Annotated in this window: 19 protein-coding genes; 1 reads left to right on the top strand and 18 read right to left on the bottom strand. The window is 71.1% G+C overall.

The genetic code is table 11. The features are described 5' to 3' along the window. Positions 1-80: 80 nt before the first annotated feature. Positions 81-455, top strand: a complete 375-nt coding sequence (locus ACIQJT_RS38580; RefSeq protein ID WP_365457426.1) for a cupin domain-containing protein — start codon at positions 81-83, stop codon at positions 453-455. A gap of 1 nt (position 456) precedes the next feature. On the opposite strand, the gene ACIQJT_RS38575 is transcribed toward ACIQJT_RS38580, so the two are convergent. The 18 genes from ACIQJT_RS38575 to ACIQJT_RS38490 all read right to left on the bottom strand — a co-directional run bounded on the left by ACIQJT_RS38575 (position 457) and on the right by ACIQJT_RS38490 (position 18,853). Continuing rightward, positions 457-1,425, bottom strand: a complete 969-nt coding sequence (locus tag ACIQJT_RS38575) for a DNA polymerase thumb domain-containing protein (RefSeq protein WP_402650255.1) — start codon at positions 1,423-1,425, stop codon at positions 457-459. Continuing rightward, positions 1,422-4,856 (bottom strand): DNA polymerase III subunit alpha, encoded by a 3,435-nt coding sequence (locus ACIQJT_RS38570; protein WP_402650254.1) that lies wholly within the window; start codon positions 4,854-4,856, stop codon positions 1,422-1,424. Before ACIQJT_RS38570 ends, ACIQJT_RS38575 begins: the two co-directional genes overlap by 4 nt. A gap of 111 nt (positions 4,857-4,967) precedes the next feature. Next, entirely contained in the window at positions 4,968-5,141 is a 174-nt protein-coding gene (locus ACIQJT_RS38565) for a hypothetical protein (protein ID WP_402650253.1), read from the bottom strand. A gap of 16 nt (positions 5,142-5,157) precedes the next feature. Then, entirely contained in the window at positions 5,158-6,285 is a 1,128-nt protein-coding gene (locus ACIQJT_RS38560) for a hypothetical protein (protein ID WP_402650252.1), read from the bottom strand. Further along, positions 6,285-7,286: a hypothetical protein gene (locus tag ACIQJT_RS38555; protein ID WP_402650251.1), complete on the bottom strand. Its 1,002-nt coding sequence runs from the start codon at positions 7,284-7,286 to the stop codon at positions 6,285-6,287. The genes ACIQJT_RS38560 and ACIQJT_RS38555 overlap by 1 nt, the downstream gene beginning before the upstream one ends. Positions 7,287-7,311: 25 nt before the next feature. Beyond that, entirely contained in the window at positions 7,312-8,397 is a 1,086-nt protein-coding gene (locus tag ACIQJT_RS38550; RefSeq protein ID WP_402650250.1) for a hypothetical protein, read from the bottom strand. A gap of 37 nt (positions 8,398-8,434) precedes the next feature. After that, positions 8,435-9,295 carry a phage distal tail protein gene (locus tag ACIQJT_RS38545; protein WP_365457405.1) on the bottom strand — a complete coding sequence of 287 codons (861 nt, stop codon included), beginning with the start codon at positions 9,293-9,295 and terminating at the stop codon, positions 8,435-8,437. After that, positions 9,292-10,491, bottom strand: a complete 1,200-nt coding sequence (locus tag ACIQJT_RS38540) for a hypothetical protein (RefSeq protein WP_365457402.1) — start codon at positions 10,489-10,491, stop codon at positions 9,292-9,294. Before ACIQJT_RS38540 ends, ACIQJT_RS38545 begins: the two co-directional genes overlap by 4 nt. Before the next feature lie 33 nt (positions 10,492-10,524). Next, the gene (locus ACIQJT_RS38535; RefSeq protein ID WP_402650249.1) at positions 10,525-11,412 is read right to left on the bottom strand and encodes a hypothetical protein; all 888 of its coding nucleotides are present in this window, start codon (positions 11,410-11,412) and stop codon (positions 10,525-10,527) included. 13 nt (positions 11,413-11,425) lie between these two features. Beyond that, positions 11,426-11,716: a hypothetical protein gene (locus tag ACIQJT_RS38530; protein WP_402650248.1), complete on the bottom strand. Its 291-nt coding sequence runs from the start codon at positions 11,714-11,716 to the stop codon at positions 11,426-11,428. Positions 11,717-11,838: 122 nt separating this feature from the next. Next, complete coding sequence (locus ACIQJT_RS38525) at positions 11,839-12,129, bottom strand: hypothetical protein (protein ID WP_020139388.1); 291 nt, start codon at positions 12,127-12,129, stop codon at positions 11,839-11,841. Positions 12,130-12,176: 47 nt separating this feature from the next. After that, complete coding sequence (locus ACIQJT_RS38520) at positions 12,177-12,752, bottom strand: hypothetical protein (protein ID WP_053849615.1); 576 nt, start codon at positions 12,750-12,752, stop codon at positions 12,177-12,179. A gap of 76 nt (positions 12,753-12,828) precedes the next feature. Continuing rightward, the gene (locus ACIQJT_RS38515; protein ID WP_365457393.1) at positions 12,829-13,236 is read right to left on the bottom strand and encodes a hypothetical protein; all 408 of its coding nucleotides are present in this window, start codon (positions 13,234-13,236) and stop codon (positions 12,829-12,831) included. Next, positions 13,229-13,396 carry a hypothetical protein gene (locus ACIQJT_RS38510; RefSeq protein ID WP_402650247.1) on the bottom strand — a complete coding sequence of 56 codons (168 nt, stop codon included), beginning with the start codon at positions 13,394-13,396 and terminating at the stop codon, positions 13,229-13,231. Before ACIQJT_RS38510 ends, ACIQJT_RS38515 begins: the two co-directional genes overlap by 8 nt. Positions 13,397-13,629: 233 nt before the next feature. Then, positions 13,630-14,712: a S1 family peptidase gene (locus tag ACIQJT_RS38505; protein WP_402650246.1), complete on the bottom strand. Its 1,083-nt coding sequence runs from the start codon at positions 14,710-14,712 to the stop codon at positions 13,630-13,632. A gap of 233 nt (positions 14,713-14,945) precedes the next feature. After that, entirely contained in the window at positions 14,946-15,914 is a 969-nt protein-coding gene (locus ACIQJT_RS38500; RefSeq protein ID WP_402650245.1) for a slipin family protein, read from the bottom strand. 456 nt (positions 15,915-16,370) lie between these two features. Next, positions 16,371-17,279 carry a S1 family peptidase gene (locus tag ACIQJT_RS38495; RefSeq protein ID WP_365457382.1) on the bottom strand — a complete coding sequence of 303 codons (909 nt, stop codon included), beginning with the start codon at positions 17,277-17,279 and terminating at the stop codon, positions 16,371-16,373. A 503-nt stretch (positions 17,280-17,782) separates the two neighbouring features. After that, positions 17,783-18,853 carry an LLM class flavin-dependent oxidoreductase gene (locus tag ACIQJT_RS38490; RefSeq protein WP_402650244.1) on the bottom strand — a complete coding sequence of 357 codons (1,071 nt, stop codon included), beginning with the start codon at positions 18,851-18,853 and terminating at the stop codon, positions 17,783-17,785. Positions 18,854-18,881 lie beyond the last annotated feature (28 nt).

Genomic DNA, 18,881 nt, shown 5'->3' with positions numbered 1-18,881 from the left:
ACCCTTGACGAATTGGTCAAGCAGCTTGACCATGGGTCATATAGTCAATCTGCTTGACCATCTGTCGACCTGGAGGCCCCATGCCCGTCGTCCGCTCGTCCGAGGCCGTCACCCATGAGATCCACGGCGCCCGTTTCGTCTCGTACGCCACTCCCCTCAGCGGTTCCAAGGAGCTCTGCGCCTGGCGGGGCGAGATCCCCGCGGGGACGAAGGCGCCGGCGCACACCGTCAGCCGTGAGGAGATCTTCCACCTGCTCATCGGCGAGCTCCTGATCACCCTCGACGGCACCACCCACCGGATCACCGCGGGCGACACGGTGATCGTCACCCCCGGGGCGACCTTCGCCGTCGAGAACCCCACCGGTCACACCGCCCTCACCTGGGTCACCACCTCCGTCGGCCTGGAGGCGACGCTGGCGGACGGCACCCGGATCACTCCGCCGTGGGCCAACTGAGTCACGCGGCCAGCGTCCCCGGCAGCACCGCCAGCGGTCCGAACCGGGCCCGGGCGCGGTCCGCGGCCTCCTCGATGCGGCGGAGTTTCTCGTCGGTGGGGTCGAAGGTGAGCTGGTGGGAGGCATGCTCGGCGGGGTCGAGGCCCTCGGCGCGCAGGGCCATGGAGCGGACCCGGGCACGCTGGAGACCGAGCGCCTCGTACATGCCGTAGGCCGCCCTGGTGAGGGCCGCCGAGTGGGCCGTCGGTTCACCCAGGGTGCGGCTGCGGGTGGTCGCGGTGCGGTCGGCGTAGCGCACGGTGAGGGTCAGGGTGCGGCAGACCTTGTCGAGGGCGCGCAGCCGGGAGCCCAGTTCCTCGGCGGCGGAGAGCAGGGCGCGGCGATGCCGGTCGGGGTCCAGCTCGTCGCGGGTGAAGGGGCGTTCGGTGGCCAGGGAGCGCGAGACGCCGTTCGGGACCACCCGGCCGCGGTCCACGCCGTTCGCCTTCTCGTGCAGTTCGCGGCCCGCTTTCGCGCCGACCAGCCGCTGGAGGGTGGACAGGGGTGCGGCGGCGACCCGGCCCAGGGTGTCGAGGCCGTACTCGCACAGGGTGCGGGCGGTCGCGGCGCCGACGCCGGGGAGCGCGGCGACGGGCCGGCCGGCGAGGAAGTCCGGCACCCCGCTCTCGGGAACCGCGCGGGTCACCCCCGGCCGGGCGTCCTTCAGTGCCATGCGGGCCAGCATCGGTCCGGGTCCGGCGCCGATCGCGCAGTCGACGCCGTGCAGGGCGAGGGCGCGGACCCGGATCACCGAGGCCAGTTCGACGGCGTCCCGCTTGAAGTACCGTTCGGCGCCCCGCAGGTCGGCCAGCGCCCGGTCCGGCGGCAGCGCCTCGACGACCGGGGTGAACTCCTCCAGGAGGCCGAGCAGTTCGGGCAGGGCCGCCTCCCGCGTCGGCGGCAGCTGGAAACGTACGCAGAGGATGGTCATCCCGCACTCCCCGGACTCTGGTGCCACAACTTCCTTGTCTGTGAGGGCTCTTGACCCGCCGGTCGCAGATCGGCCCACGGATGCAGTTCGTATCCCGTCGGCATTTGGATTCGCCGGCCGCCGGTGGGATCGCCGGCCGGGTCACCGTCCCCGGTCGGCACCGGCTCCGCCAGCCGCGCCGCCACCGCGTCGAGGCCTTCCCTGTCCCGCAGTTCGACCAGTTCGGCGAGGTTCCAGGCGGCCGCGCCCACCACGCTGAGGCTGCGCGGGCCGCGCCGCTGCACCACCCCGCGCACCAGCAGCAGCCAGGAGTGGAAGACGGTGTGCGCGCAGGTGTCGTGCGAGTCGTCGAAGAAGGCGAGGTCGACCAGGCCGGTGCCGTCGTCCAGGGTGGTGAAGATGACCCGTTTGCCGGACCGGATCGGCGGTGTCTGGGTGGCCGCCTTGGCCCCCGCGACCAGCACGGTCTCGCCGTGCCGCGCCTCGCGCAGCCGTCGTGCGCTGATCACGCCCAGCTCACCCAGGAACTCCTGGTGGTCGTCCATCAGGTTGCGCGAGACGTCCATCGACAGCACTCCCAGCTCGGCGCTGAGCTTCTCCACGGAGGACAGGTCGGGCAGCCCGACCGAGGCCGTCTTCCGCCCGCCGGACAGGGGGAGCTGGCCCCCGCGGCCGGCGCGGGCGCCCCGGTGCAGCTCGGTCAGGTGCAGTTGCAGATCGCGCCGGTTGGCGCCGAAGGCGTCCAGCGCGCCGACCTGGGCCAGCCGCTGGGCCACCGGGCGGCTGGGCCGCCCCCGTTCCCAGAAGTCCAGCAGCGAGGAGTACGGCTGTCCCTCGGCGATCCGTTCCGCCTCGGCCTCGCTGATGCCGTGCACGTCGGAGAGGGCGAGCCGCAGGCCCCACACCGAAGGATTATCAGACACCAGTTCGATCCTGTGTGCGACCCCCGACTCGTTCACGTCCAACGGCAGGATCGGCACCCCGCGCCGCCGCGCGTCCGCCAGCAGCAGCCGCTTCGGGTACATCCCGGGGTCGTGCGTGAGCAGCCCGGCGTAGAAGGCCGCCGGGTGGTGCGCCTTCAGCCACGCCGACTGGTACGTGGGGACGGCGAAGGCGACCGCGTGCGCCTTGCAGAAGCCGTACGACCCGAAGGCCTCGACGATCTCCCAGGTGCGCTGAATCGTTTCCGCGCTGTATCCGTTCGCCGCCGCGTGCTGGGCGAACCAGAACCGGATACGGCCCTGCGACTCCGGATCGGACAGCCCGCGCCGCACCCGGTCCGCCTCACCCCGCCCGCACCCGGTCATGATGTCGACGATGTCGATGATCTGCTCGTGGAAGACGACGACCCCGTACGTCTCCTTCAGCGGTCCCTCCAGGTCGGGGTGCGGATAACGGACGGGCGCCCGTCCGTGCCGGGCCTCGATGAACGGCCGGACCATGTCGGCGGCGACCGGACCGGGCCGGAAGAGCGAGATGTCCACGACGAGATCGTGGAAGGTGGCCGGCTGCAACCGTCCGACCAGGTCCCGCTGTCCCGGCGACTCGATCTGGAAGCACCCCAGCGTCTCGGCGGACCGGATGAGCCGGTACGTCTCCGGGTCGCCCGGCGGTACGGCGTCCAGGTCGACCCGCTCCCCCGTCGCCCGCTCCACCTCCGTGACCGCGTGCGCCATCGCCGACTGCATCCGCACGCCCAGCACATCGAGCTTGAGCAGTCCGAGGTCCTCGACGTCCTCCTTGTCGAACTGCGACATGGGCAGCCCCTCGCCGCTGGTCGGCACGACCGGGGTGCGGCGGAGCAGGGACGCGTCGGAGAGCAGCACCCCGCACGGGTGCATGGCGACCCCCCGGGGAAGGGCGTCGAGTGCCTCGACCAGTTCCCACAGCCTGCCGTACCGCTCCTTCTCTCCCGCGAGTTCCTTGAGCTCGGGCAGTTCCTCCAGGGCGGCGCGGGCGTCCCGTGCCCGGATGTGCGGGAAGGACTTGGCGATGCGGTCGATGTCGGCGGGGTCCATGGACAGGGCCGCCCCCACGTCCCGGATCGCGTGCCGCACCCGGTACGTCTCCGGCATCGAGACGGTCGCGACCCGTTCGGTCCCGAACCGCCCGATGATCGCCCGGTAGACCTCGATGCGGCGCGCGGACTCCACGTCGATGTCGATGTCGGGCAGCACGAGCCGCCGCGTGGACAGGAACCGCTCCATCAGCAGCCCGTGCTCGACGGGGTCGGCGTGGGCGATCCCCAGGAGGTGGTTGACCAGGGAGCCGGCGCCGGACCCGCGTGCGGCGACCCGGATGCCCATGTCCCGTACGTCGTCGACGACTTGAGCGACCGTCAGGAAGTAGGAGGCGAAGCCGTGGTGGGCGATGATGTCCAGTTCCTCGTGCATCCGCTCCCAGTAGGCGCGCCTGCCCGTGTATCCCTTCAGCACCATCCCGGCCGCCGCCCGGGAGGCCAGGGCCCGCTGGGCGCTGCGCCGGCCCGCGCCGACCAGGTGCGGTTCGGGGAAGTGGACGGTGCCGATCCCGAGGTCGTCCTCGGGATCGACCAGGCATGCGGCGGCCATCGCCTGCGTCTGCTCCAGCAGCCGGTGCGCGGTGTCGCGCCGGAAGCCCGCGGCCTCGACGATCCGCTCGGCGGCCGCCAGCATGGCGCCCGCGTCCTTGAGCCAGGCCTCGCCCGAGTCCAGTTCCTTGACGGCGCCGACGGGGACCAGGCGGCGGGCGGAGTCCAGGACGTCGGCGACCGGACCCTGTCCGGGATCGGCGTACCGTACGGCGTTGCTGAGCACGGGCCGGATCCGCTGCTCGGCGGCGAATCCGACCGTACGGGCGGCCAGCCGCAGGGAGCCGGGGCCGGTGCCCTTGCGTCCGTGCCAGACGGCCTCGAGGCGCAGTGCGTCGCCGTAGGTCTCCCGCCAGGGGGCGAGGAGCCGGGCGGCCCGGTCGGGGCGGCCGGCGGCGAGGGCGCGGCCGACCTCGGAGTCGGGTCCGAGCAGCACGGTCAGTCCGTCCCCCCGGTTCTCGGCCCGGGGCACCAGGGGTATGCCCTGCTCGTCCTTGTCGGCGTGCGCCGCCGTGACGAGCCGGCACAGGTCGGCCCAGCCGCGGGCACCGTCCCGGGCGAGAAAGGTGGCGCGGGGAGCCGACTCGTCGACGAAGGCACCTCCGCGCACGGGGGCGCGGCGCCGCTCCTGCCGTACGGGCTCGGCCTCCGCCACGGCCAGCTCCGCCCCGAACAACGGGCGCACCCCCGCCTTCGCACAGGCCTTGGCGAACCGGACCGTGCCCGCGAGGGTGTCGCGGTCGGTGAGCGCGAGGGCGTCCATGCCCCGCTCGGAGGCACGCTCGGCGAGGCGCTCCGGGTGCGAGGCGCCGTAGCGCAGGGAGAACCCGGAGACGGTGTGCAGATGAGTGAAGCCAGGCATCCGCACCTCCCGCTGTCGAACATCAGTTCCCTATCGCCTCACCTCCACCATAGACCAAAAACCGAACATGCGTACGACAGCGTTCGGGCCACCTCCCACCTGCGGAAACGGCTATTCGGACCCGGATGTGTCGGTCTCGGTGGATTCCTCTCCGCGGGGCTCGCCCGTGACGCTCTGCGGGGCCCCGGCGGCCGTCGCGCGCTGCGCGGTCTCCAGGGCGTGCAGGCGCCGTTTGATGTCCCGGAGCTCGGTGAGGAGGGTGTCGGGGCGGTTGATCCTGGTCACGGAGTGCTCCTCGGGTTCAGGGGATGTCGGTGGCGGGGGTGACGGTGAGCTGGACCTGCTCCTCGCCCGCGTCGTTGCCGGGGGTGACCTCGATCCCGGTGATCCGTACGCCGAACCGGACACCCTCGGGGAAGAACACGTCCTTGATCACCACGAGGGCGTCGTCGCCGACCTGGTAGGAGCCGAGGACCGGCTCCAGGTCGGCGCGCACGGTCAGCTCGGGCAGGACCACGGGGGCGGAGACGGCGGCGAGGGCCGAGCGGGCCTGGGAGCGCAGCAGCTCCGGGTCGGTGAGATGGACGTAGGAGACCTCGGTCTCGGTGAGCGGTCGCCCGGTGGCGGGGTCCTCGGCGACCGCGACGAGCTGGCCGGCCTCGCCCTGCTCGCCGAGGGCGAAGACCCGGCTCGCGGTGGAGGCGCCGTCGGCCGGCCAGGTGTAGCCGATGAGGTTGGCGCCGTACTCCCACACGTGCGGGGTGCCCTGCTGGCCGAGGTGCGGGGTGCCCACGCGCAGCCTGCGCACGGGACGGCCGTCGCTGCCGTACGCCATGTCGAAGAGGAAGTCGGGGCCGTCCTCCAGGCTCGCCAGTTCCCGCAGCGCCTCCCCCGTGCTCTTGAGGTCGCTGCCGGGGTAGACCAGGGTGCGGGTGACACCCGAGCGGGTCCCGGCCTCGGGGCGTACCCGGATGTCGCCGCCGGGGTGGGCCTGGGCGATGGCGACGAGGTCGCGGGCGATGTCGCACTGGTCGCGGTCGGTGAAGGAGACGGTGACGGAGGCCAGGTCGGGGACGGCCGGGTCGAAGTCGGCGGGCAGGACCCGGCGGTGGTCGAAGTAGGAGAGGAAACCGGCCGCCCCGATCTCCAGGTGCTGGTCCGCGGAGGTGTACTTGACGGTCCAGATCACCCCGCCCCAGACGAGCACGCCGTCCCGCTCGACGTAGAGGGCGGCGCGGCCGGGCTCGGTGAGTTCGCGGGGCCGGTGGACACCGGCCCGCGGGTCGCCCAGAGGCAACCGGGCGCGGAACTCGCCGGCTTCGTTGAGTTCGGTGCTGAACGTGGCGTCGTACAGGGGGAGTTCGTCGGTGATGGCGCCGGTGGCGAGGTCGGCGATGTAGTAGGTGTAGCGGGTCGGGCGGCCGGTCACTAGCCCACCAGCCAGGTGGTGTTGATGTAGACCAGCTGGTCGACGGGCAGGGCGGTGGTCTGCGGGTAGAGGTTCACGTTGCCGTCGGTGTCGACGATGCCCTCCACGCCCGTCCGGGTGCCGCCGAGCACCGCGTACCAGTGGTGCCGTACCGCCGGGCGGAAGGCGGCCGGGAGGTTCATGAGGATCGTGGGGTTGGCGGCCTGGGCGACGCCGGTGCGGATCGCGCCGCGCAGGTAGGCGACCGCGCCGACCCTGCGGACCGCCGGTGTCTCGTTGTTGTACACGGTCCAGGCGGCGGGAAAGGTGAGCGTGGTCCAGCCGGTGTCGTTGTTGACCGCCCGCCAGCCCGCCGTACTGTCGTACCACTCCAGGTGGTTGGTGTCCCAGCGGTGGATGTACATGCCCGAGTAGGGGTACGTGGGCCGTCCGGCCTCGCCCCAGACCCGCAGGATGCCGCCGGCCGCCGCGGTCCAGGGGCGCAGGTCGTCGATGTCGGCGGCGGTGACGGAGGAGGCGTTCTTCGCGATCCTGATCCGGGCGAGCGGGATGAAGTCGCCGGTCACCGCGGGGTCCACGGGGGTGGCGGCGGCGGTTCCCTTCACGAGTTCCACGGTCATGCCGGTGGTGGGGTCGCCGTACTGTGCGTCGCGCTGCCGGGCCACCACCAGGTCGTTGCGCGGGTTGCCGGAGTCGGCGGGGTTGGTACCGAGGACGTCGAGGGTCTTCTGCTGGCCGAGGGTGACGAGATAGGCGCCGGTCGCACTGGCCCGGGTCCCCTGGATCACGCCCTGGAAGGGGGCGACGGTGACCTTGCCGGAGACGGTGGCGGTGGCCTGGACCCGGCCGGGGTCCCCGGTGGCCGGCCGGATGCCGCTGCGGGCCTGGACCGGGCTCGGCCCGGGCGTGGCGAACACGCCCGTGGCGAGGCGGGCGTCCTCGGCGTCGACGACTCCGCCGGAGATCCAGCCGGAGTCGCGTTCTGGGGTGGGCGTGCTCATGGGGATGCCTCTTCCGGTCGGAGCGTCACGGGACGGGGAACGCGATCACACGCAGGCCGGTGTAGTGCGCCTCGGCCGAGCCCACGCCGGCGGTACCGGTCGTCATGCCGCCGCCCCGGCCGACGTACTGCGTCAGGACCAGCGGTGTCGCGGCGGGCAGCAGGTGATGCCCCTGGGCGACGCTGGTGGTGATCCTCGTGGGGCCGCCGTGGAAGCAGGCCAGGGACAGGGCCGTCCCGTCCTGCTTGCGCACCACGTGGTCCCACCGCTCGTCGGCGCCCGAGGTCACCGCGTACAACTGCCCTGTGATCAGCAGCATGCGGGGGTACGGCGCCGCGGGCACGGTGACCTGGTTGAAGGTGTACCCGGTGGCTCCCGCCGAGCCGCTGGTCCGCGGCCAGCCCGCGTCGGCCGGCCCGAAGAACTCCACCGCTCCGGTGGCCGCGGGACGCCACGCCGTGCCGGTGCGGACCAGGTCGAGGCCGTTCTCGAGGTCGTACAGCCGCTGTCCGGGATGGCCGTCGGCCGGGAGCGACTCGTAGGACTGGAGCGGCAGCACCCCGCCCGCGGCCACGGTGAACATCCGCAGATCCTTGATGTCCGCCTGGGTGACGGAGCCCGCGTTCGCCCGCACGGTGATCTGGGCGAGTGGCAGGCAGTCGCCGGTCAGCCTCGGCGCGACCGGCGTCGGCGCGGGTGCCCCGGCCTCCACCTGCACCACCATGCCGTCGCTCGCGTCGCCGTACTGCCGGTCGGTCTGCCGGGCCACGACGAGGACGATCCGGGAGTACGACGAGTGGGCCGGGGCCTCGGTGAGCACGTCGAGGCGCTTCAGCTGGCCGAGCGTGATCAGGTACGCGCCCGCGTACGGCGCGCGGGTGCCCTGCACGACCCCCTGGAAGGGCCGGATCTGCACAAAGCGCGAGGGTGTCGCCTCCGCCTCGACGTAACCGGGGTTGCCGGGGCCGGGTTTGATGCCCGTGCGGGCGGCGATCGGGTTGCCGGGGTCGGCCGCCGCCGAGGCGAGCACGCCGGTGGCGAGCCGGGCGTCCTCGGCGTCCACGACCCCGCCGGAGAGCCATCCGGAGTCGCGCTCGAAGTCTTTCGCCATGCGGGTGCGTTCCTTCTGCTAGCTGAGGCGGGCGGTATCAGAGCCAGGCGTCCCGCCACTCCGCGGTCAGCCGGGCGGCCGGGGCGTAGTCGCGGGCGCGGAAGAGCACGGGCGTCGCGCCCGGTCGCAGCGGAAACCAGTCCGAACCGGGCAGCAGTGCGGCCCGCCGGGAGGCGGTGCCCTGGAGGAGGACAGAGCGGGCGTCGGTGTCGACGAGCAGGAACTCGCCTTCCTGGAGGGTGAGTTCGAAGGCGAGTTCCTCACCGGTGGCGGTGTTGCTGATCACCGGCTGCACGCAGGGTCCGCCGATCCGCCAGACCGGCCAGGTGGGGACGGTGCCCTTGTTCTCGAGGAGCAGCCGGCCACCGGAGGAGCCGGACCCGAAGTCCAGGGGGAAGGAGAGCGGGAAGGCGACACCGCCACTGGAGGACGGCAGCGGGCAGGTGCTGCTGTTCAGTCCGTACGAGTACCGCAACGGGTCCGGCGCGGTCATGGTCAGGGAGAACTCGAAGGCACCGGACTTGCGGTCGACGATCTTCGTCTCGGCGGTGAGCCGGACCAACGCCCGCCGCACGCGGTGCGGTTCGGTGACGACGAGCGGCGACAGCGTGCTGCCGTCGGCGAGCACGGCGGCCAGCCGGTCCTTGGCCTCCTCCCGTACGGCGCGTTCGGGGGCGATGGCCATGCCCTCCAGGGTGACCACGCGAGGTCCCCGGTAGGAGGGGGCGTCGAACGCGCCGTGCCGTTCGGGGCGGTCGGTCAGGGTGAGCCGGACGGGCGGGGTGGCGGCCCAGCCCTGCTCGCTGGTGACCCACCACTCGACGCCGTCGTCGTCGACGGTGTTCCCGGCCCAGCCGTCCACCTCGAACACCGGCTGCTGGAGCTGGCGCCCGCTCATCGCTTGGCCGCCCAGGCGAGTTCGCGGGCGGTGATCCGGCCGATCTCGTACTCGGACTGGCCGGGGCGGGGGTGGACGTTGACGGTGACGGGGGCGGTGGCCGCCGCGGCCGCCGTACGGCCTCCCGCGCGGGCGGCGGTGCCGGTGAGGCCGTAGCCGGGCCCGATCACCCCGCGCGCGGTGGCGTCGGCGAGCCGCCCGGCCGCTCCGGCCACCCTGTTCCCGGCGCCCTCCATGCCGAGGGCCAGTCCCTCTCCGACGTCCCCGCCGAACCCCATCATCACCTTGGACGGGGACGAGATCCCCAGGATGCTGCGGATGGGCCCGGGAATGGTGTTGACGATGAAGTTCTTCACGGTGTTGAGCAGCGCCGAGGCCGAGTTCTTGATGCCGTTGATGAGGCCCTGGACGATGTCGCCGCCCAAGCGCAGGAGTTTGTCGGGGAGTTCGGCGAAGAAGCCCCAGATCTTTCCGGGCACGCCCCGCAGAAAGTCCACCACGGCGTTCCACTTGTCGACGATCCAGTCCCGTACCGAGCCGACGGCGTCCTTGATCCGGTCCCAGTGCTTGACGATCGCGAGCACGGCGATGCCCACGGGGCCGGTGAGGATGGCGACGAGCAACGGCCAGTTGGCCTTGAGCCAGTTGACGACGTTCTTGCCCGCGTCGATCAGCCAGTTGATGGCGACCGACGCCCCCTTCATGACCGTCCCCACCACCTGCCCGATGACCTTGAACGCCGCCTGCATGACGGCCTGCACGGTCTTCGACTGCATCGCCATGTCGATGAGCTTGGTGATCAGCGGCATGATCAGGGCGAGGATGGCGCCGAGGATGTTGGCCTTCATGGCGGTGTTGAGACCGCGCTGGGCGGTGGTGGCGGTGCGCAGCCCCTGACTGAACCGGGAGAACAGCCCCCCGCCGGACGCCGCGTTCCGCCCGGCCCGCTGCACGTCACTGGATGCCCGGGCGGCTGCGGTCCGCACCTGGTTGAGCCCGGCGCTCGCCTGAGTGGCGGAGGTCCGGAGCCGGCCGGTGGCGGTACTGGCCTGGGTGGCCGAGTTCTTGAGCCGGTCGACGGAACTGCTGGCCCCGGTGACGGCGGTCCGCATACGGGTGACGGCACCGCCGGTGCTGGTGGCCGCGGATCGCATCTGGTTCAGCGCCCGGGTGACCGATACGAGTGACGTCTGCATGATGGGTTGGCTCCGTCGCTGTCGTGTGTGCCGTTATCGCCGCAGGTCGCGCTCGAGCGCGTTCAGGTCGTTCCGCAGCCCCTTGACTGCCTGGCTCGTCGTCTTGGCTCCGCTTTCCAGCGCGCGAACCCGCTGCATTCCCTTGTCGACCTGACCGCGCAAGCTGTCGACCTGGCGGAGAGCGGCTCTGGTGTTCCGCTCCACCTCGTTCGTTCTGGTGCGAACCTGCTTGCGCACCTCGCTGACCTGGGTGAGGGCGTTCTGGGCCTTTCGCTCGGCGCTGTTCGCCTTGGTGCGCGCGGCCCGGCTGACACTGCCCGCCTCCTTGGCGAGTGCCTGGGCCTTGGTGCCGCGTTGCTCCGCCTTCGCGGCCGTCCGTTCGGCGGCCCTCAGATCCTTGCGAAGGGCCGCGATCTGTTCCTTCAACGCGCGGTCACCTTGCCGCGCGACGTCACCGGCCTTCTTGACTGCGGCATCGATGCTCTCTCGGACCTTCTTGATCGACGCCCTCTGCGTGCCGTCGATCCGTTTCAGCTCTGCCAGCTGCTCGTCGATCTTCCGGTCCCGCTTGAGCTGCTCCCGGTCCTCGAGGAACTTGGTCACGCTGTACTCATGCTTGAACAGGCCGTACTCGAACTGCCCGACGAACACGTCGGACTTGAGGCCGGTGGCTTCCAACTTGGCGCCGGTGGCCGGAATGTTGTCGGGAAGCCATTTGGGATCGATGAGCTTCTTCTGTTCGGCGTCCTGCTGCGCCTTCCAGGAGGAGATCTCTCCTTGAACAGCCTTCTTGAACTCGCCGCCCGCACTCAATGCCTGCGCGAACTGCTCCTTGAACCGAGCAGTGAAGTTCTCCGTGCCCTCCAGAGTCGCTACCCGGGCGGTCAGCTTCTCGACCAGGTCCCTGATGTCCTCACCCACGCACCGGCTCCTCTCAACTCGGTGAACTCAGGAAGGCCATGATCTCCACCGGCGACGCCCCTTCCTGGACAGTCGCCCGAGGCCCGCCCTCAGAGCTCTCGGTGCTCCGGCCCCCGGGCCGCGGCACAGCCTCCGGATAGTCCGCCGGCTCCGTGTCCTCGTCGCGGTTGACCGTTGCGAACATCCAGTTGGCGACGGCGAGATGGTCCACGACCGCTGCCAGCAGATGGTCCGTCACCGTCCAGTCCGCCTGTTCGCCGTGGACCGCCCGGGCGAAGGACGAGTCCGCGGGAAGGTGTTCCACGAGGACCCGCAGTCGGCGGGAGGAGAGCCGGCCCCGGTGCCAGTCGAGCAGGTCGACCCCGTAGTGGCGGAGCAGATCCGCCTCCAGAGCCTCGGCGTGCTCGTCGACCAGCGCGCCGAGGCTCAGCCTTCCCCCAACGACATGCCGGTGTCGTTGCCGTACGCCTCCAGGATCGCGGAGACATCCTGGACACTGGTGTCGTACTTGCAGAAGCGCTCGAACTGCTCCGCTCCGAGCAGCAGCGCCAGCAACCCGTCGATGTCGTTGTCGTCCAGCGCGGCGATCTGCTTGGCGATGCTGCGCGGGAACTCGGTGGGCAGCCGGAACACATCCCCGTCCACCTCGAACTCCCAGTTCTTTCCGACTGCTTCGAGGCGCTGGGCACGGGCGGCGTTGACGTTGAAGGGGGCCATGTCGGTGGAGCTCCTTGCTGTGGCACGAAAGGGGGCGTACGGAGGGGTCAGGCCGCGCTGAAGTTCGGGTCCTTCATCAGGAAGGTCGCCAGCGGGGCACCGTCCACCGTGGCCAGCGCGGTGAAGGTGACACCGAGCTTCACGGGGGCGGTACGGACGAGCGCGAGCTCCTCGGTCTCGGTCACCTGACCGCGGGCGACGATCATGCGGTACTTGACCTCGTCCCCGTCGCTGAACTCCAGTCCGAGCATCCGCTCGTCGAACTTCGGCTCGGCCGCCAGCTCGTACTTGTAGAGGCCGGACCCGGTCGCCGTCTCCTTCACCTGCCCGCCGCCGAAGAAGAACGGCAGGGTGTCCTCGTTGAGCTGGAGGAGCTGGAACTTGAAGCTGAGGTCGCGGTCGGAGTAGACGAACCGCGCCGAGCTGACGCTCTGCCAGGTGTCCACCGGGTCCAGCTTGTCCTTCTTGGAGATCTTGACCCCGTCGGTGGTGGTGTAGCCGAGGTCCTTCCACCCCGCGCCCCACGCCGCGGCGGTGTCGGCGGGCGGTGCGGTGGCGAGCGGGGCGATGAGCACACGGCCACTGCCCGCGACCCGGATCTCCTTGGCGTTCGTTCCGGCCATCACTGCTCCTTGCTGGGAGTTGGACATGACGTGCTGATCTGGGAGTACGGCGAAGTCACGCCGGGAGTACGGCCGTTCAGGCCGGACGGACCACCAGGCGGGTGGTCGAGACGTAGCGGTTGGCACTGCCGTGCCGGTAGTCGGGCAGCCAGCGCGGCCCGTCCTCCTCGACGACGTCCACGACGGTCGCCCCGCCGTGGCGCACCCCGCGGAGCTGGAGCATCAGGGAACGCGCCACGAGGGAGACGGTGTGGGCCGCGGCCTTGGAGGGGCCGTACACCTCCAGGTCGACCAGCGGATTGTCGAGCCGGGGGTCCTCCGCCCAGGCGCCGCCCATCCGGGAGACCAGTACGGCGCGCTGCGAACCGTCGAACCCCGAGGGCGGCTCCACGTCGACGACGACACCCGCCAGCTCGCTGCGGTCCTTGAGCAGATCGACGACCAACTGCTCGACGTCCGGAAAGGCGACGTAGGGCTCACTCATCGGAGTCTGCGGAGGAGTTCGCGGAGTCCTCGGAGACCTCCAGGCCCTCCGCGGGCCGCGCGATGACACCGAGCAGTTCTCGCGCGATCGGGTCGTCGACGTCCACGACGTCACCGGGCTCGTGCCCGTCCCACCAATAGGTCAGCTGGATCTTCTGCACAGCGCTTCCCCCGAAACGATTGCCTGTGAAGGACCTGATGAGTGATCAACTTCCATTGGTCACGGGGAAGTTGAAGCCCCAGGAACCGCAAATGTAACGGCCGCCCCAAGCGTGACGTGAGCAACTCGAGGTCTCGAACGGATAACGATGGCGGACGGCGACGACAGGAAACGCGGAAGCCCCGCCCCCACATACAGGGGACGGGGCTTCACGCACACCGAACCGCTGAACCGTCAGCCGATCGACGCGCCCGTCGCCGACAGCGCCTCCGTCACCGGCTGGAAGAACGTCTCCCCGCCGGAGGTGCAGTCACCGCTGCCACCGGACGTCAGCCCGATCGCACTGCTCCCCGAGAACAGCGACCCGCCGCTGTCCCCCGGCTCCGCGCACACGTCGGTCTGGATCAGCCCGTTCACGATGTCGCCGTTGCCGTAGTTCACCGTCGCGTCCAGGCCGGTGACCTTCCCGGAGTGCACCTGGGTGGTGGACCCGCTCCGCGTCACCGACTGGCCGACCGTCGCCGACGCGGCGCCGGTGATGGCCTGCGCGGACCCGTTGTAGAGATCGACCTCGCTGGGGTGGTCGACGTCGGCCGTGTACTTCACCAGCCCGTAGTCGTTGCCCGGGAAGCTCGACACCTCGTTGGTGCCGAGCTTGTTCCCGCTGGAGTCCGACCACGTCGAGATCGACTCGGTGCAGTGCCCCGCGGTGAGGAAGTACGGCTGTCCGCCCTTGACCACGTTGAACCCGAGCGAGCACCGGCCGCCGGACCCGCTGATCGCGTCGCCGCCCGCGATGAAGGGCTTGAACTCCCCCTTCGTACGCCGAAGTTCGGCCACCTGGCCCAGTCCGTCGACCACCTTGGTGAGCTTGGCCCACTCGGCCGCGGAGACCGTGCGGTCGGCGGTGACGACGACCTTGTTGGTGGTGGGGTCGGTCACCCAGGACGTACCCGGGACGGTCGCGTCGTCGGCGAGCGTCGTACGGGCGCTCTTCAGCTCGGCGAGCGAGTGGGAGACGACTCTGGCCGAGGCCCCGGCCGCCGTGACGGTCCGTGCCGCGTCCTCGTCGAGCACGTTCACCACGAGACTCCTGGTCTTCGCGTCGTAGAACGTCCCCGCCGCGTCCGCGCCGAGTTGCGCCCCGAGCGTCGAGGCGAGTTTTCCGGCCGCGAGGACCGAGAGGGTCTTCACTTCCGGCACGGCCGGCGTCTCGCTGGCGTTCGCAGTCTGCAAGGTGACGCCCGCGGCGACGAGCGCGGTGACACTCGCGCCCGCCATGACGATCCGCCGCCTGGGTATGCGTCGGTGCTTCAACTCGCGTCCTCCTGTGGGGGGTCGGCCCCGGAGACTGTGGGGGTCTCGGGGGCCGGAAGGCTGGTTGACGAGCCCTCACTCTTCCGAACCCCGCAGGGAGCGCACAAGGGTGACTTCCGGACGCGCGTAGAACGCGGTTGCGCGCCCCCGCCGCTTTTGACAGTCCACGGTCACCACTGGCCGTTCACGCTGCAAACACTACGTGCGAGTAACACCTCACCGGCCTGTGAGGTCTAGTCCTGTCCTGAATTCGCCCCTGCGGAATCCCGATCCGGCCGGGGCTCAAGAGACGGACGTTGCTCCTGCACCGATTGCTCCACGGCCTGTACGGACGGCACGGGCTGCACCGGCTGCACCGGTTGCCGCGAATCCGGCGGCGCCACCACCGGCTGCCCCTGGCCTTGGGCCTGTCCCTGCCCCTGCCCCTGTCCCTGCCCCTGCCCCTGCTGCGCCTTCTCCAGGAACCGCAGCAGTTCGACGGGAAACGGCAGCACCAGCGTCGAGTTCTTCTCCGCCGCCACCGCCACCACCGTCTGCAACAGCCGCAGTTGCAGCGCGGCCGGCTGCTCGGACATCTCCCTGGCCGCCTCGGCCAGCTTCTTCGACGCCTGGAGCTCCGCGTCCGCGTTGATGACCCGGGCCCGCCGCTCCCGGTCCGCCTCGGCCTGCCGGGCCATGGACCGCTTCATGGTCTCGGGCAGGGAGACGTCCTTGATCTCGACCCGGTCGATCGTGACCCCCCACTCCACCGCGGGACTGTCGATCATCAACTCCAGTCCCTGGTTGAGCTTCTCGCGGTTGGACAGCAGATCGTCCAGCTCGCTCTTGCCGATGATCGACCGCAGCGAGGTCTGCGCCATCTGCGCGACGGCGAACCGGTAGTCCTCGACCCGCACGACCGCCTCGGCCGGCGAGGTCACCTTGAAGTAGACGACGGCGTCCACCCGCACCGTGACGTTGTCCCGGGTGATGCCCTCCTGTCCGGGCACCGGCATGGTCACGATCTGCATGTTGACCTTCCGGAGCTTGTCGATGCCCGGAACGATCATCGTGAACCCCGGCCCGCGCACTTCCGGCAGGAGCTTTCCGAGACGGAAGACCACGCCCCGTTCGTACTGCTTGACGACCCGCGCGGCCGCCATCACGTACACCGCTCCGGCGGACACGAGCGTCACGCCCGCCGCCACCAGCTCCTCGACCATCGCGACCCCCAGGGTCCGAACCAGGCGCTCAAGGTGAGTACTTCGACGGTAACTCCGCTGTGTACACAACGGGAGACGGAGGACACGGGTGGTCCACGGCATCAGGACACCGGACGGCCGACACCTGACGCCCGGGACCCGACGACCGACACCTGACGCCCGACACCGCCCAGGACGTGGTGGGACCGGCCGGCGCCCTCGAACTGCGCGACTGCTCGTCTCCCTCCGCGACGGGCTCACGGACACCGACCGGCGGACCGTGCCCGTCCCGCCGGTCGGCGAGATGCTGCGCGCCTACCGGGAGGCGCCGCGCGGTTCGTCGTACGGCTGCTGCGGCACGGCCCCCAGGACACGCTCTCCGGGGCCGGACCCCGTCGTGAACACGACGAACCCCCGTACGGCGGATGCGTACGGGGGCTCGAAGGGTGCCGGCTGTGCTGCCGGCCGTGGCCGGGGCTAGAAGACGCTGACGCCGTAGGCGCTCAGGGCCTCGGTGACCGGCTGGAAGAAGGTCGTGCCGCCGGAGGAGCAGTTGCCGCTGCCGCCGGAGGTCAGACCGTAGGCGATACCGCTGTTGGAGTAGAGCGGGCCGCCGGAGTCGCCGGGCTCGGCGCAGACCGTGGTCTGGATCATGCCGTAGACGACGTCGCCGCCGCCGTAGTTGACGGTCGCGTTCAGGGCGGTGACCCGACCGCTGTGGGTGCCGGTGGTGGAACCGCGGCGGTAGACCGTGGTGCCCACGCTCGGGGTGGCGGCGCTGGTGATGTCGACGCTGCCGACGGTGCCGGAGATCGACGAGGTCGGGTAGCTGGACGAGTACCGGACGAGCCCGTAGTCGTTGGTCGGGAAGCTGGAGCCCGCCGTCGAACCGAGCGTGCTGGTGTGCCCGGAGTTCGACCACCAGGTGCCCGCGCCGTCGGTGCAGTGACCGGCGGTCAGGAAGTAGTAGGTGCTGCCGCTGCGGACGTTGAAGCCGAGGGAGCAGCGCCAGCTACTCGCATAGATGGCGTCGCCGCCGGAGATCAGCTTGTTGAACTTGCCCGGGGTCCGCTTGATCGTGAGCGCGTCGGCGTTGCTGCCCGCCTGCTCCTTGATCTTGGCGATCTCGGCCTGCGAGACCGTGCTGTCGACGGTGACGACGACACGGTTGGTCTTGCTGTCGACGGCCCAGGCGGTGCCCGGGATGTCGGCCTTGAGCACCGAACTGCTGGCGCTCTTGAGTTCGGCGGTGCTGAACGGGGTCGCAGCAGTCGCGTTCGCGCTGGGGACCGCGATCGCGGCCGCGGCCACGAGGCCGGTGGTACCGGCGATCAGCCGGGTCCGTCTCGCAATGCCGCTGCGGGGGTTGGTGCGCTTGATCCTCACGTTTCGTTCCCTCCAAGGGAAGTCGGGGGCCCGCGTGGGGTCGGGGCCCGTGAGGCGCAGTCAGCGGCACGAGTGTCCGGTTTACGAACACGCCGTGCTCCTGACAAGCGCTGAGGGGGAGTATTCGGCCGAACGGACGGTCGGCGCAAGGGCGCCTTTCGGCCGTCAACCTTTGGAAGATCTTTGTGTTTCAGCGGGAACCGCGACGCCCAGAAGTACGTCCCGCTCCCCTGCCGCGACGGTGACTTCCGGGGCTCCCGGCGGACGCGGAGGGCCGCGGAAGCAATGGTCGGCGAGGGGACGGGGCGTCAGCGGCGCCCGGTCGACGCCGACCTTCGTCCGGCCGTCGGCCTCCGGCGCGGACGGGGACGGAAACGGAATCCGCGGTTGCCGTCACCGCCCGCCGGATCGCCGAAAACAGACCCCGGCAGTTGCCCCCGCTCGGTGCCTGCGACGGCGCCGCCCGCCCGGGAGCGAGCGACTCGGAGGCATCCCCTCACGCCTCACGAGGCTCTCCCGTGGCCGGCACCCTGCCGGGCGGGTCCGGCGAGGCCCAGGTGTTCGCGGAGCGTGCTGCCCGGATAGAAGGTGCGGAACAGTCCGCGGTGCTGGAGCACCGCCACTGTGCCGTTGACGAGCCGTTCCAGGTCGCGCGGCGATTCGGCGGGCGTGAGGTGGAAGCCGTCGACGACGCCCTCGCCGTGCCAGGTGGCGATCAGTTCCGCGAGGTCGACGGGGCCGCCCCGGTACAGCGGCCCCCGTGCGGTCTGTCGGGGGCCGCCTCCGCCGTGGCCCGGCTCGGCCGCGTGCTCGCCGTCCCCGAGGTCGACGAGAAGGCCGGCCAGGACCCGCGGCTCCTCGGGACGACGCCCGAACTCCGCTGCGGCAGCACGTATTTGATCCCGTACGGCGGCCGCCTGCGCGGCACTCGCGGCACGCACGAGGGCCACGTCGGCGTACCGGGCGGCAGCCCCGCGGGCGGGCTCGTCGGTGGCGTCCACCACGCGGACCGGCCGGCCGTGCGGAGGTCCCGGCACGGTGAGCCGCGGCGCCTTGACGGAGGAGGACACGCCCCGCAAGTCGACGCGGTGCCGCCCGGCCCGGTCCTCGGAGGGGGCGGCCGGCATCCCGGCGCCGTCCACCCGGCGGTCCCCCGACTCCGCTCCCGCGTAGGCGACTTCACCCGTCTCCTGAGACAGCGCGCCGACCGGCCCGGTCCGCCGACGGCCCGGTGGACGAGCCTCGCCCCCGGCGGTCGTGACGTCGGTCCACCAGCCGGCCCGGCCCCCGCTGACCCGGTCGAGGACCGCGACGCCGGCAGGCACGTGGAAGGGCTCGGTGTGCGGGGTCGCGACGGGCACCAGGCCGATCCGGTCGGTGGCGGCCGCGACGCGGGACAGGACCGAGAGCGCGTCGAGGCCGGGCCGGGCGAAGGTGTCGTCCAGGGTCACGAAGTCGAGCCCGCCGCGTTCGGCGAGCTGTGCCGCCTCGACACAGGAACGCTCGTCGTACGACGAGGACAGATCGAGGGCGGCGGCCAGGTGCACCAGCCCCCGGCCGGACGAGGAAGCCATGTGGGATAAATCCTTTCGGGAAAGGGAG

The organism is Streptomyces sp. NPDC091972 (genome assembly GCF_044756385.1).
Classification (GTDB): domain Bacteria; phylum Actinomycetota; class Actinomycetes; order Streptomycetales; family Streptomycetaceae; genus Streptomyces.
Note: the sequence above shows the minus strand (reverse complement) of the source record. Positions and strands in the feature narration are given on the sequence as shown.